Raw genomic sequence first — 13,716 nt, 5'->3', positions numbered from 1 at the left:
GAGTTATTTGTTACCTTTTATTTTGTTCTAAATTTAAAAGGGAATTTTATGTCTAGATTAATCATAATTATATCTTGTTTGCTTACTAGCTTTATTAGTAATGCAAAACCAAAACCTTTACCAATTGAAACCTTCAGTAAAGCTAGCGAGTTTGGAAGTGTGAAGATTTCACCTACTGGTAAATACCTAGCCGTAATGACGCAGCCTAACGGCAAGAATTCTTTAATGATTTTGGATACTGATACATTTAAGGTATTGCATGCGATAAACTTTCCAAAAAATGCTCAAGTCGGCAACTATTACTGGGTGAATGAAGAGCGTATTGTATTGGCTAAAGAGTATCTCAAGGGTTGGAAAGATCATCCTGAATACCATGGTGAGTTGTTTGGTGTAAACGCAGACGGCAGTCAAGGGGAGTATTTGGTTGGTTATCAAGGTGAAAGGCAAACTGGGACGAGAATTAAAAAGGCAACTCCTGTATTAGGGACCTCTTATGTGCTTGACCCATTGGTAGAAAATAAGCGTAAAATGTTGGTTTTAACCATACCATGGACAGCTGCCAAAGAGCCTCACACGATTGTATATGAAGTAGATGTCTATCGAGGGACAAGAAAAAAGAATCACACGTTCACCTTCAAGAATGGCTAGTTTTCTGACTGATCATGAAGGCAACGTAAGAGTATCCGCCTCGACTGATGACTATATTAATCCAAAAATATATATCCGCCCTAAATCTGGTGGTGAGTGGGAAGAGCTCAATTTAAAGGATATTTCGTATAGTGATGTTGGGTTGCATGCTTTTGATAGCACGGATGAATCTGCTTATGTGACGGCTTCAGTTAACGGAGAAGCTAAAGGGCTTTATAAGTTAAATCTTAAAACTAAACAATTTGATCTAATCCATAAAGAAAAAAGTGTTTCACCAAAGCAGGTGTGGGTGGATGAAGTTTCAAAAGAACTTTTTGCTGTCGAGCATGAGTTAGGCTACCCAACCTATTCTTTTATAGATAATAACACTAAGAAAAGCCAGCAATTAAAAGCTCTTTTAAGAGTGCTTGAGGACCAGCAAGTTCAATTAGTCAGCAGTACCGTAAATGGTGATAAGAGCGTCATTTTTGCCTCAAGTGACACTAATCCTGGCAGTTATTACTTATTTGATGCTAAAACTAATAATCTCGGTTTTCTATTCTCATCCAGAAGTTGGATTAAACCTAGTCAAATGGCGATTACAAAGCCTATCAATTTTACAGCACGTGATGGACTAGCTATCTACGGTTACTTAACTATTCCAAATAATGCTGAAGAAAAAAACTTACCATTAGTAGTAATGCCGCATGGGGGTCCTCATGGTCCAAGAGATTGGTGGGGATATGACTCAACAGCTCAGCTTCTTGCGAGTAGAGGAATTGCTGTACTAAAGGTTAACTTTCGTGGCTCAGGTGGCTTTGGACGAAATTTTGAACGTGCCGGCCATCGCAAGTGGGGACAGGAAATACAATACGATATTATAGATGGTGTAAAATATCTTATTTCAAGCGGTATTGCTGATAAAGGTAACATTTGCATTATGGGGGCCAGCTTTGGTGGATATTCCGCGTTACAAAGTGCGATCTTGGAACCTGATATGTTCCAGTGTGCGATTGGAGTTGTAGGTGTATATGATTTACCACTCATGTTTGATGAGGGAGATGTATCTGAGCGTGATAGCGGGCAACGTTTTCTAAAAGTGGTATTAGGCGAGGATGAAGAGCAACTAAAGCGTTTTTCACCAAGCTACAATATAGAAAAGTTAAAAGCTCCAGTATTAATTTTTCATGGTGGGGAAGATTGAAGGGCGCCTATCGAGCAAGCTGAGTCTTTAATTTCGGCTTTTAAAAAAGAGAATCATCCCTATATTTATGAGCTATTAGATGATGAAGGCCACGGTTTTTATAAAGAAGAGCACCGCACTCTTTACTATAAAAAAGTATTGGCTTTCTTAGATGAACATTTAAAGCTTTAAAAGAAAAGTGCCGGCGAGCAAGCTCGCCGGCAAGGATTTAGCACGGGAACGTAAGCGTGCTAGTGTGCAAGGTCTTCCTTTAAGTTGTACAAACTCAAAAGATGATTCGTTCATTAAGCAATGAAGCCTAGTTGCAATTTAAAACAGAGCAGGAGAGTGACTCTGTTATTGCTAATAAGCATTTATAAAACCAACAAAGTAATATAAATACTGCGCCATACAAAAATGTTATAACATAACAAAATTAAAGTAAATAGCGAGAGTCATATTATTAGGCTGGTTTCTTCTGCGTGATATTTATGGGTAACAGATTATTGAGTATTCAACTTACTACAATCGTAACTCAAGCATAGCTCTGCGAGCTCAACCTTTGCTTTAGGATTCCCTTGTAAGGTGGCTTTGTTGAGCCAGTAAGCTGCTTTTTCGTTATTCACATTTGTCCCTTGGTCATCGCGATACATCTGACCCAAGTTTAATTGCCCCCATGAATAACCATCTTCCGCAGACAGGGTAAAACTTTTCAACGCTTCCTCGTATAAGCCATCTTTGAAGTAAGTGATCCCCTCCTGATTATGCTTATCGAGCTTAACGCCCGTATATAAAGGCTTAGGTCTAGGCGGGTGCATAACAAAACCACCAAATAAACTATAAAGCTCAGGTCGCATAATCTTATATATGCTGCCTTCATCATAAAGCTGCTGTATTTGTGATTTACTGAAAGTCAGGGTTTTACTAGAAAAGTAATCATCTTGAACTAGCATGCTGGTTCGCATCGCAATCTCGATGTCTTTATTGTACTTGTAAGTGTAGTTAGCAACTCTAAAAGTCATGTTCTTGTCATCCAACTCAACGAGCTGAGCTACTTTTAGGTTGTTAATACGTTTTGGTTTGCCAGTAAATTTATCCGAATATACAAAATAGGTATCAAACAACTTTGGCTCGTTTAGGTAAGTTTGCTCGTTCTCAGTTTGTTCATTCGCCCCGATTAATGCTTTTACTAATAGGTAAACGATGATGAATAGGCCAATAAAGTACTTTATAAACGACGCTAACTCTAAGGCGGGCAATGAATACCAAGGTGCAGGAGTAACATAGCCACAGTCATCACATTGTCTTTGATAATTAATAGAAAGTGGCATGATGGGCAAAATAGTAAAGCGCAAAACTTTACTGTGATTGCTTAAAGAATAATGTTCACTATGGCAATGTGGACACGTTTTTTGTTTTTTATAAAAAACATCAGCGGGTGCGGTATTAAATAGAAGCATCGTTTCTTCCTGAATATTGCTATCAATAAACTAGAACAAATGCAGAGAGTTAGAAAGCACCAAACTGTAAGCAAATATGAATTAAATATGCTGAACAATGTTTTCGTTTAGAGAAACAGCACATTCTCTGCTATGATCCACAGCATCTTCGAGGATGTCCCTCAATTATCAAGTTTGGAATATTACTGTGACCGCTACTGCTTTTTCATCTTTGGCTTTGCCGCAAGAGTTAACCGATAACTTATCAACTTTAGGTTATACGCAAATGACGCCTGTGCAAGCGCAAAGCTTGCCAGTGATCTTGCAAGGCAAAGATATTATTGCCCAAGCTAAAACCGGGTCGGGTAAAACGGCTGCATTTAGTCTAGGTGTGCTGGCTAAGTTAAATGTGAAACGCTTTCGTATTCAGTCTCTCATTTTATGTCCAACCCGAGAATTAGCAGAGCAGGTAGCGGAAGAAGTTCGTAAGCTAGCCCGTGGTATTCATAACATTAAAGTTTTAACCTTATGTGGCGGTGTGTCTATTGGTCCACAAATTGGCTCATTAGAGCATGGTGCGCATATCATTGTTGGCACGCCAGGTCGTGTTGATGACCATATTCGCAAAGGCACATTGCGCTTAAATGATGTTGAAACCTTGGTGTTAGATGAAGCTGATCAAATGCTAGATATGGGTTTCCAAGATACCCTTGATGCTATTGTTGAGAGTATTCCAAATCAACGCCAAACATTATTGTTTAGTGCGACTTATCCAAAATCAATTGCTGCGATAGCTGAGCGAGTGCTTAGCAATCCAGAAATGATTAAGGTTGAAGAAGAGCAAACAAAAAGCACCATAAAGCAATACTTTTATAAACTAGATAATAATAAACAGCGCTTTAATACATTGAAGCTGTTGTTATTAAAGTTCCAGCCAGAAAGCTGTGTGGTTTTTTGTAACACCAAGGTTGAAACTCAACAGATTTGTGATGACCTTTATGCTGAAGGGTTTAGTGCGGTTGCCTTACACGGTGATTTAGATCAACGTGAACGTGAGCGCACTTTAATTCGCTTTGCTAATAAAAGTGCCTGTATTCTGGTTGCAACGGATGTTGCTGCGCGTGGCTTAGATATCAACGATATGGACATGGTAGTGAACTACCACCTCGCGCATGACCCTCAAACCCATGTACACCGTGTTGGTCGTACTGGTCGAGCAGGTAAAAAGGGTATTGCATGTTCTATTTATGGTGAAGCAGAGCAATTTAAAGTGGCACAAATTGGCGACCACTATGAGCGCGACTTTGACCCTGAACCAATTCCGCCATTTAGCTTGCTCGAAAAGCCTGCTTATAAGCCAACCATGGCGACAATTATGATTGATGCTGGCAAGAAGCAAAAAATTCGTGCCGGTGATATTTTAGGTGCATTAACTGGTAAAGAGGGAATTGCCGGTCATCAGGTAGGTAAAATTAACGTACTTGATAATGTGACCTTTATTGCTGTTGAGCGAGCAGCTGCAAAACCTGCATTACGCAAATTGACCGAAGGTAATATTAAAAAGCGCAAGATCCGTGCGCGACGTTTGAGTCGGTAATCTGGTTAATTATGAGCAGCTAGCTTTAAGTTGCTCATATTCGAGTTGTATTCTCTTAAACTCAATTGCACAGCCTTGGCGGTCTGGGTGGTGTTTTAGCGCCAGTTGTCGCCAACGCTTTTGTAACTGTTTTTCCGAAAAATCAGTAGGTAGCTGCCACGCCTGTTGTAATTGTATTAGCTGCTGCTGAGGTAATGAGTGAATCCCCTTCTTTGTGCTAAATGAAGAAAAGCGCTGCCAAAAATCAGTTAACAACGCATCAATTTCATCGCTTGTTGTATCAAAGTTTTGCCAATCTAAATAATAACCCCGTAGCGGGTCATGACTTTCTAATGCGTTACTTGTTTGCTTACTAATAAGTTCAATATGTAAAGAGGCAATCTCTAGCTGTTGCTCTGGCGCAAGTTGTGCTTGCAGTTGATACAAGCCATTCATAACTAAAAAGTTGCGTTTAAACAGAATCTTTTTGTGGGTCTGCGTCTAATGATTCTATTTTTCCAGATTCACTAAGTGCGCTGGCAAGCGTATGAACCTTCCAAACAGGCTGTTCCAAAAGGAGGTAAAAAATCTCATCAATCAGTGGGTTAACCATTGTTCGCAAGCCTGACTTTGGTGTAATCTAAATGTGTGTACGCTATCACAGCTAAACAATTGAAACTACAAAGTTGCTCTGAGATAAATATTTAGCATTATAAAATTAGCATAAAAAGCCAAGTATAAGATTAGGGATATTAAATATATGCTCGCACCTACACGTTTAAGCATACTTTGTTCAGCGTTTTTTTGCTGTTTTTTCGTTATGCCCTTCAATTTGGCTGCAAATTCATTATTTGAGCAATTCACACAACAAGAACAGTGGGAAGATAAGCATCAACTAGGGTTACAGTTAATTTCACAAGGTTCACTGAGTAATGAGCAAACTCTTGATGTTTATATGCAATTAGCCGATTTAGCATTAGAGAAAGACTTATTTTCTAAAGCAATTGAAAATTACCAAAAAGTTGAGTTATCTACATCATTTGATACCAATCCGGAGCGTTTCTTTCGTGCAATAAAAATGCAAGGAGTGACCTACTATTATCAAGGTTTGATGCAACAGGCGCTAATAGCGTACTTAAAAGCGATACCTTTTGCTGAAAAAATGCCTGACCCACTAGCTAAAGCCAATTTAATGAGCAATATTGGTCTCGCTTATTTTGATATGTTTAATTTGAATCAAGCTTTAAATTACTACAAACAGGCCAAAGATATTTATGAGCAACATGGTAGTGAGCAAGATAAAGCTGATATTTTGCATAACATTGCCGGAATATATATTCGACTTTCAAGTTACGAAGTTGCTCTTGAAATGTACAGAGAAACATTAAATATATTCCAAAGTTTAGGTGATATGGATGGTGTCGCTCAATCCTATGGAAATATGGGGGTAGCTTATTCTGAGCTTGGGCAGTATCAACTCTCTTTGCATTATTATCAGCGTGCTTTGCGCTATTATCAAGAAACAAATAACGCCTATTTCTTGTCTTCTCGCCATGGCAACATTGCTAATGTTTATTTGCGCACGGGTGATTTAGAGCTTGCCTTAAGCCATGCCGAAAAAGCAATTGAGTTTGCAAAAAAAATTGACAACAAAGCCTTAGAGTTGGTCGGCGTGTTGTCACAAGCAAAAATTGAATTGTTACAGAATAAATTAACAAAAGCTGAATCAACTTTAACTACTTCAGTACAGATGGCAAAGGAGTACAAAGACGATTTACGTGTTCAAGATGGTATGGGAATGATGGCTTTAATTAAAGCAGGTCAAGGTGATTTTGCTACAGCCGTTGCGAATTTTGATAAGTTTGTTCGTTCATTTAACTCTGTTCAAAATGCCAAATTATTAAAGTCGATGGGAGAGTTACAAAGCCAGATACAAGCAACTCAGCTCAATCAAGAAATAATCGAACTAAAGCAACGTCAACAAGTACAAGATCTCGAAATGTCCAAACAACGACAGTTGGGCATTATGCTATTCATCTTATTCGTTATGTTGGTGGTAACAGGTATTACTGTATACCGTCGTAGTATTGAAAAAGGCGCTAAAGAGCAGCTTTCTTTAATGGTGGCAAAACGAACAAAAGAACTTGAAGAAACAGCAGAAAAATTGCGCAGAGCTAACGAAATAAAGAGTCAATTTTTAGCAAATATTAGTCACGAAATTCGTACGCCGCTAACTGCAATTTTAGGGCAAACAGATAATTTAATTAATGGTTATTATAAACCAGAGCACTTAAATGATGAACTTGCTGTTATCCAAAAACAAAGTGATCATTTAAAAGAGCTAATAAATGACGTGCTAGATATCAGTAAAATTGAAGCTAACAAGCTAGAGCTTAGCCTAAAAGAGGGGGATTTAGTTCGGTTGCTTACAGATGTCCATTCTATGCTTAGTGGTCAGGCTAAAGATAAAGGGTTGAACTTTGCATTTCATAATGAACTTGGTGAGCAATATTATAGCTTGCTCGACTTTACCCGCATTAAACAAATCCTTATTAACCTGTGTGCAAATGCAATTAAGTTTACAAACCAAGGCGAAGTCGAGTTAAAGGTTTCGCGTGTTGAGCAAGGTGTGTGGTTTTATGTTACCGACACTGGTATTGGCATGAATGCCGAGCAACTGAAGCAAATATTTGACTGCTTTAGCCAAGGTGACAATAGTATTAGTCGCCGTTTCGGTGGTACTGGACTTGGATTAAGTTTATCGCAACAGCTTGCAATGATGATGGGTGGTTATATAAGTGTTGAAAGTGAGCTGAACCAAGGTAGCGTGTTCTCATTTTACTTACCTTGTAAAGAGTATATACCAAGCTCTGACATCATTGAGCCTGCAAAACTCGAACAACATGCTGCCAATGGCTTATCTGGCAAAGTGCTGCTAGCTGAAGATCATCCAGATAACCGCCGTTTAATTTCTCGCTATTTAGAATCTATGGGACTTGAGGTGATTGCTGTAGAAAATGGTGAGCAAGCCGTTGAGCAGTGTTTAAAGGAGTTTCCCGATGTCGTGTTGCTTGATATTCAGATGCCAGTGCTTGATGGTTTAAGTGCGCTTAAACTATTACATGAATGTGGGTTTACACAGCCTGTATATGCGTTAACGGCTAATGCTATTAGTCACGAAATCGACGGTTATCTTCAAGCGGGATTTACAGGTTATCTTGCTAAGCCAATTGATAAAAAGGTGTTTTACACGCAACTTGCTAAGCATTGTAAGAAGGACGCCGTTACAATTAAGTCTCAGCATGATATGAGCGACTTAGTCGCTAGTTTTATTGCAAGTTTCGAGCACGAAAGCGCCTTAATACAACAACACTTTGCTGCTGATAAATACTTCGATTTGCAGCAGGATGCGCACCGCATTGGTGGTGCTGCAAAAATGTTTGCGTTAGATGAGGTGGCAGTGAGTGCAATGGCGCTTGAGTCTGCACTAAAACAGCAAAAATTATCAGACTTAACTAGCCTAGTTGCTCAGTTGCTTGAGCAGCTACATTGTGCTGCTGTAAGTCAAAATAACTCAATCTCTCCATCTTGATGATTTTTAGAAGAGTCGCTAGTTTGGATACGATCGCGATTTATACGCTGATTAGTATCGATATCTGGGTGAGCAATATGAAACAAAGACAGTTTGTCATCTATAGCGTGAGCTAAGCTAACTAAATCCTTACTGGACACAGCTTGAATTTGCGAACTTGAAAGTGCGTCTGAGTTTAATTCTACCATTGCATCAATACTAGCCTGGGCTTCGTCAGACATAGTACTTTGTATTGCGACTTGCTCATGAACGCCCTCTGAGTAGTTGCTGATAGCTAACATAGCCTGCTCTATTTTATTTGTTTCTTTTGTCGTTGCATCAGATAACTGTACTGTATTTTCAGCTTCCTTGAGAGCTGTTTGCATCAGTTGATTTGCAAGTTTGGTGCTGTGTTGAATTTTAGCTACCATTTCACGCACTTCTTGGGTCGATTTACTCGTTCGTGCAGCTAAGTTTCTTACTTCATCTGCGACAACTGCAAAGCCTCGACCTTGCTCACCAGCGCGGGCTGCTTCAATTGCCGCGTTTAATGCCAAGAGGTTGGTTTGATCTGCGATGCCATTTATTACATCAATAATTGAGCCTATGGCATCACTGTCTTGTTTAAGTAATAAAATTTGTTCGCTTGTGAGATTTATATTATCAGCAAGTTTAATAAGGCTTGCTTGGCTTTTATCTGAATCAGAACGAGTTTGTTGAACTGATTCTGTCGCAGCCAAAACCGATTGAAAGATTTCTTTCAAGCTATGATCAAGCTTTCTTGACACTTCAATCGTTCGATTTATTGTATTGGCTAAATCAATTCCATGTGCATTTTGTATTGTGGCTTTCTGAGTCATTGAGGCATAGGTGTCTCGCAGAGCATCTGCCATAGGAAGAAGCCGCGCAGATGAAGCTGAAACTTCACTAAGTAAATGCTCGACCATGGTTAGACTTGCATTTAAAGCGTGACAGACCTCAGGTAATTGGCTGTCACTTTCATTAAACCGAAAAGTGAAGTCGATGCCATCTTTCGTTGTTATACAAGATACAAAATATTTAAGGTAGTCCTTTTGTTTGTCATTATCTTTATGTAGATAAATGATTAATAGCGACCAAGGAATGACTGAAACTAAGCCAAAAATGACTATTTCTTTCATAGATGAGTTGAAAATGATAAAGCTGGTAATACTGCCAATTAAGCTAACTACAAATAGAATAATTGCAATTTTTAAATGCGACATAGAGGATCCTTACCTTTATATCTAATCATTTATAGAACAATTATTCTTCAAATACCAATAAACTTATTCTGAAAAAGTATAACTTTTAAAGTGTTATGTGCTTAGTTTTAGGCAAAAAAAATGCCTGTATTAAACAGGCATTTTTTAAAAACTTAGTAATCGTTACTGTCGTTTCATTGAGTCAAAGAATTCATCATTGGTTTTGCTCATCGAAAGCTTATCAATTAAGAATTCCATGGCGTCAATTTCTGACATCTCATGAACGATCTTACGTAAGATCCACATCTTTTGTAGTTCATCAGGTTTAGTAAGTAATTCTTCGCGACGCGTACCTGAGCGGTTAAAGTCAATCGCTGGGAATACACGCTTTTCGGCAATCTTACGATTTAAGTGTAATTCCATGTTACCTGTACCTTTGAACTCTTCGTAGATAACTTCGTCCATCTTCGAACCAGTATCGATAAGAGCCGTTGCGATAATTGTTAAGCTACCGCCTTCTTCTACGTTACGAGCTGCACCAAAGAAACGCTTTGGTTTGTGTAATGCGTTTGCATCAACACCACCGGTTAATACCTTACCTGATGATGGGATCACCGTATTGTAGGCACGAGCAAGACGTGTGATTGAATCAAGTAAGATAACCACGTCTTTTTTATGCTCAACAAGGCGTTTTGCTTTTTCAATTACCATCTCGGCAACTTGAACGTGACGACTCGCTGGTTCATCGAACGTTGAGGCAACTACTTCACCTTTTACAAGGCGCTGCATCTCTGTAACTTCCTCTGGACGTTCGTCGATAAGAAGAACCATCAGTTCACAATCAGGCTGGTTGTAGCTGATCGATTGCGCAATGTTTTGCAGTAGCATGGTTTTACCCGCTTTCGGCGGAGCAACGATAAGCGCACGTTGACCTTTACCAATTGGTGATGCTAAATCAAGTACACGTGCTGTGATGTCTTCAGTGCTACCGTTACCACGCTCCATACGTAAACGTTCGTTTGCGTGTAGTGGGGTAAGGTTTTCGAATAGGATTTTTGTGCGAGAGTTTTCAGGTTTGTCGAAGTTTACTTCATTTACTTTTAATAGTGCGAAGTAACGTTCGCCGTCTTTAGGTGGACGAATAAGGCCTGAAATTGAGTCACCAGTACGCATGCTGAATCGACGGATTTGACTCGGTGATACATAAATATCATCTGGAATGGCTAAGTAAGATGCTTCTGATGATCTTAAGAAACCAAAACCATCTTGTAAGATCTCTAGTACACCGCCGCCATAGATGTTTTCACCGCTTTTAGCGTGCGCTTTAAGGATGGCGAAAATGATGTCTTGTTTTCTTAAACGGGCTACGTTTTCGAGCCCCATGGACTCAGCTAAGTTTACAAGCTCTTTTATAGACTTGTCTTTTAATTCGCGTAAATGCATATTGGTGGGTTCTTTATTACAATTGTCATACTCAAAATCATCGTTTGATACATGAGTGAGGTTTGTTGGTATAACTAAGGATTAGTTGGCTTTATAAACTAGCAGGTCACTAGCAAGGCGTCCAGTCTTTAAACAAAATAAAGCTAAAAAAAGGGCAAAAAGCCCTTTTTTTATATTTTCATTAGATGTTGTTTTCTAAAAACTCTACTAATTGAGTCTTAGAAAGAGCACCAACTTTAGTTGCTGCAACTTGGCCATCTTTGAAAAGAAGTAATGTAGGGATACCACGGATACCGAACTTTGGTGGTGTGCCTGCATTCTGGTCGATGTTAAGTTTACCAACGGTAACTCGGCCATCAAACTCGCCAGCTACTTCGTCAAGAATAGGGGCGATCATTTTACAAGGTCCGCACCATTCAGCCCAAAAATCAACAAGTACAGGTTTGTCTGATTGTAGTACGTCAGCTTCAAAGCTATCGTCAGTTAATTGAATAATTTTCTCGCTCATTGCGATCTCCGATTAGTTAGGCGAAATATTTAATGCGTATTTAAACACTCTTGTTTCTTATTGCAAGTTTAAACGTTATGCTTAAACGCTATGACTAAGACACATTTGACCGATAAAAAGTTTTCAGACTTTGCTATCGCACCGGAAGTGGTTGCCGGTTTAACCGAAAATGGGTTTGAATATTGCACACCCATTCAAGCAAAATGCCTACCTTTTATTTGTGAAGGCCGCGATATTGCGGGCCAAGCACAAACAGGTACGGGCAAAACGTTGGCGTTTTTAACCGCCACGTGCCATCGGTTATTACAATCTAGCAAAGCATCTAGTAAACATCCAAGAGCCCTGATCATGGCCCCAACAAGGGAGCTGGCGATTCAGATACACAAAGATGCAAAAATTTTAGCGCCACACTGTAATCTTAACTTAGGATTAGTATATGGTGGCGAAGATTACGAAAAACAACGTGCACAACTAGAAAAAGGCGTTGATATTTTAATTGGGACTACTGGACGCCTTATCGATTTATACAAGCAGGGCTGTTATACCCTCAATGAAATCGAGGTTGTAGTGCTTGATGAAGCAGATCGTATGTTCGATTTAGGCTTTATAAAAGATATTCGTTATATGTTTAGACGTATGCCAGAAACGTCTGAGCGATTAAACCTATTATTCTCTGCAACCTTGTCATATCGTGTGCAGGAATTAGCGTTTGAACATATGACTAACCCTGAGCACGTACAAGTCGAGCCTGATGTAAAAACAGGTAAGCGTATTCAAGAAGAGCTATTCCATCCATCGCAAGATGACAAAATTAAGTTACTGTTAACTTTAATTGAAGAAGAATGGCCAGATAAAGCGATTGTGTTTGCAAATACGAAACACAGTTGTGAGAATGTTTATGCATGGATGAAAGCCGATGGTCACCGAGTTGGTTTATTAACCGGTGATGTAAACCAGAAAAAGCGTCAATCAATTTTGGCTCAATTTACCAAAGGCGATTTAGACTTTTTAGTAGCAACAGACGTTGCAGCTCGTGGTTTGCATATCCCAGAAGTAAGTCATGTATTTAATTTTGATTTGCCAGATGATTGTGAAGACTATGTACACCGTATTGGTCGTACCGGACGTGCAGGTGCATCAGGACACGCTATTAGCTTTGCCTGTGAACAGTATGCCTATAATCTCCACGAAATTGAGCAATATATAGAACACAGCATTCCATTATCACATTATGATAAAAGTGCATTGCTTGATGATTTAACTAAGCCTACTATTCAGAAAAAGCGGAACTATTCTACATATCCACGTAATCGTAATAACAACGGACGTCGACCAAATAATAGTTACCAGAAATCGCGGTCGTGATAAACGACCGTTATTGAAGACTTAGTAGTAACTAGAGGTTTTTGAACGGTGGGGCAACTTCAACCGCAAAAAAATGTGTATGCAGTAATCGACTTAGGATCAAATAGCTTTCATATGCTGATCGCTAAATCGATTGCTGGCGGTCTGCAAACGATCGGTCGAGTAAAACGTAAAGTAAGGCTTGCTGCAGGGCTTGATGAAAACAACGTCCTTAGCACTGAAGCCATGCAACGAGGTTGGGAATGCCTAGCCTTGTTTGCTGAACGTCTACAAGACATACCAAAGAAAAACATCACAATTGTTGCGACCGCAACTTTACGTCTTGCTACTAATGCTGATGTATTCAAGCATAAAGCTGAACAGATCCTTGGTCATAAAATCAATGTCATCAGCGGTGAGTTAGAAGCTAAGACAATCTATAAAGGCGTGGCGCACACCTCTGCTTGTAGCGGTAAACAACTGGTTATCGATATTGGCGGAGCCAGTACCGAAGTTGTTATCGGTCAGGGTTTTGATGCACTGCATTATAAAAGCCTACACATGGGCTGTGTTACCTTCCTAGAACGCTACTTCAAAGATCAAAAGCTCAGTAACGAAAACTTTGCTGCTGCAATTAAAGCTGCAAGTGAAGTGGTTGCAGAAATTGTCGATGAATACCAAGCAACCGGATGGCAAATTGCGAGCGGTGCGTCAGGCACAGTGCAAGCGATCCAAGAAATCATGGTTGCACAAAACCAAGATGAGCTTTTAACGCTTGATAAACTTCTCGCTATTAAAGAGC

Annotated in this window: 9 protein-coding genes and 2 pseudogenes (1 of these 11 only partly in view); 6 read left to right on the top strand and 5 right to left on the bottom strand. The window is 39.5% G+C overall.

Annotated features, from left to right (window positions below; all coding sequences use genetic code 11):
* Nucleotides 1-48: 48 nt before the first annotated feature.
* Nucleotides 49-648: a hypothetical protein gene (locus ACRWSG_RS08415; protein ID WP_462166062.1), complete on the top strand. Its 600-nt coding sequence runs from the start codon at nt 49-51 to the stop codon at nt 646-648.
* Nucleotides 593-2,002, top strand: a pseudogene (locus ACRWSG_RS08410) (alpha/beta hydrolase family protein). The gene ACRWSG_RS08415 and the pseudogene ACRWSG_RS08410 overlap by 56 nt, the downstream one beginning before the upstream one ends.
* Nucleotides 2,003-2,313: 311 nt before the next feature.
* On the opposite strand, the gene ACRWSG_RS08405 reads toward ACRWSG_RS08410, so the two are convergent.
* Nucleotides 2,314-3,270: a tetratricopeptide repeat protein gene (locus ACRWSG_RS08405; protein WP_462166061.1), complete on the bottom strand. Its 957-nt coding sequence runs from the start codon at nt 3,268-3,270 to the stop codon at nt 2,314-2,316.
* 187 nt (nt 3,271-3,457) lie between these two features.
* Here ACRWSG_RS08405 and dbpA point away from each other — a divergent pair, with 187 nt between their 5' ends.
* Nucleotides 3,458-4,846 (top strand): ATP-dependent RNA helicase DbpA, encoded by a 1,389-nt coding sequence (gene dbpA, locus ACRWSG_RS08400; RefSeq protein WP_462166059.1) that lies wholly within the window; start codon nt 3,458-3,460, stop codon nt 4,844-4,846.
* A gap of 9 nt (nt 4,847-4,855) precedes the next feature.
* Here dbpA and ACRWSG_RS08395 read toward each other — a convergent pair.
* A pseudogene (locus tag ACRWSG_RS08395) lies at nt 4,856-5,438 on the bottom strand (DNA-J related domain-containing protein).
* Nucleotides 5,439-5,657: 219 nt separating this feature from the next.
* On the opposite strand from ACRWSG_RS08395, the gene ACRWSG_RS08390 reads away from it, so the two are divergent.
* Complete coding sequence (locus tag ACRWSG_RS08390; protein WP_462166058.1) at nt 5,658-8,417, top strand: tetratricopeptide repeat protein; 2,760 nt, start codon at nt 5,658-5,660, stop codon at nt 8,415-8,417.
* On the opposite strand, the gene ACRWSG_RS08385 is transcribed toward ACRWSG_RS08390, so the two are convergent.
* The 3 genes from ACRWSG_RS08385 to trxA all read right to left on the bottom strand — a co-directional run bounded on the left by ACRWSG_RS08385 (nt 8,390) and on the right by trxA (nt 11,570).
* Nucleotides 8,390-9,640 (bottom strand): methyl-accepting chemotaxis protein, encoded by a 1,251-nt coding sequence (locus ACRWSG_RS08385; protein ID WP_138598975.1) that lies wholly within the window; start codon nt 9,638-9,640, stop codon nt 8,390-8,392. The two genes, ACRWSG_RS08390 and ACRWSG_RS08385, sit on opposite strands and share 28 nt — an antisense overlap.
* 162 nt (nt 9,641-9,802) lie before the next feature.
* Entirely contained in the window at nt 9,803-11,062 is a 1,260-nt protein-coding gene (gene rho, locus ACRWSG_RS08380) for a transcription termination factor Rho (protein ID WP_462166057.1), read from the bottom strand.
* A gap of 181 nt (nt 11,063-11,243) precedes the next feature.
* Entirely contained in the window at nt 11,244-11,570 is a 327-nt protein-coding gene (gene trxA / locus ACRWSG_RS08375) for a thioredoxin TrxA (protein WP_054554679.1), read from the bottom strand.
* Between the two features lie 90 nt (nt 11,571-11,660).
* On the opposite strand from trxA, the gene rhlB reads away from it, so the two are divergent.
* Together rhlB and gppA are read left to right on the top strand one after the other, a co-directional pair.
* Nucleotides 11,661-12,935, top strand: coding sequence for an ATP-dependent RNA helicase RhlB (gene rhlB / locus ACRWSG_RS08370; RefSeq protein WP_462166056.1), 1,275 nt, complete (start codon nt 11,661-11,663; stop codon nt 12,933-12,935).
* 48 nt (nt 12,936-12,983) lie between these two features.
* Nucleotides 12,984-13,716 carry the beginning of a guanosine-5'-triphosphate,3'-diphosphate diphosphatase gene (gene gppA / locus ACRWSG_RS08365; RefSeq protein WP_371352277.1) on the top strand. It continues 761 nt past the right edge of the window, so the window shows 733 of its 1,494 coding nt (coding positions 1-733); it begins with the start codon at nt 12,984-12,986; its stop codon lies beyond the right edge, outside the window.

It is taken from the genome of Pseudoalteromonas sp. GB43, assembly GCF_054923805.1.
The sequence above is the reverse complement of the archived record's forward strand: the minus strand, read 5'-3'. Positions and strand labels throughout refer to the sequence as shown.

Bases quoted from the DNA above. Each gene is read 5' to 3' on its own strand.
- ACRWSG_RS08415 (WP_462166062.1), top strand. From the start codon at position 49: ATGTCTAGATTAATCATAATTATATCTTGTTTGCTTACTAGCTTTATT.
- ACRWSG_RS08405 (WP_462166061.1), bottom strand. From the start codon at position 3,270: ATGCTTCTATTTAATACCGCACCCGCTGATGTTTTTTATAAAAAACAA.
- ACRWSG_RS08385 (WP_138598975.1), bottom strand. From the start codon at position 9,640: ATGTCGCATTTAAAAATTGCAATTATTCTATTTGTAGTTAGCTTAATT.
- rho (WP_462166057.1), bottom strand. From the start codon at position 11,062: ATGCATTTACGCGAATTAAAAGACAAGTCTATAAAAGAGCTTGTAAAC.
- trxA (WP_054554679.1), bottom strand. From the start codon at position 11,570: ATGAGCGAGAAAATTATTCAATTAACTGACGATAGCTTTGAAGCTGAC.
- rhlB (WP_462166056.1), top strand. From the start codon at position 11,661: ATGACTAAGACACATTTGACCGATAAAAAGTTTTCAGACTTTGCTATC.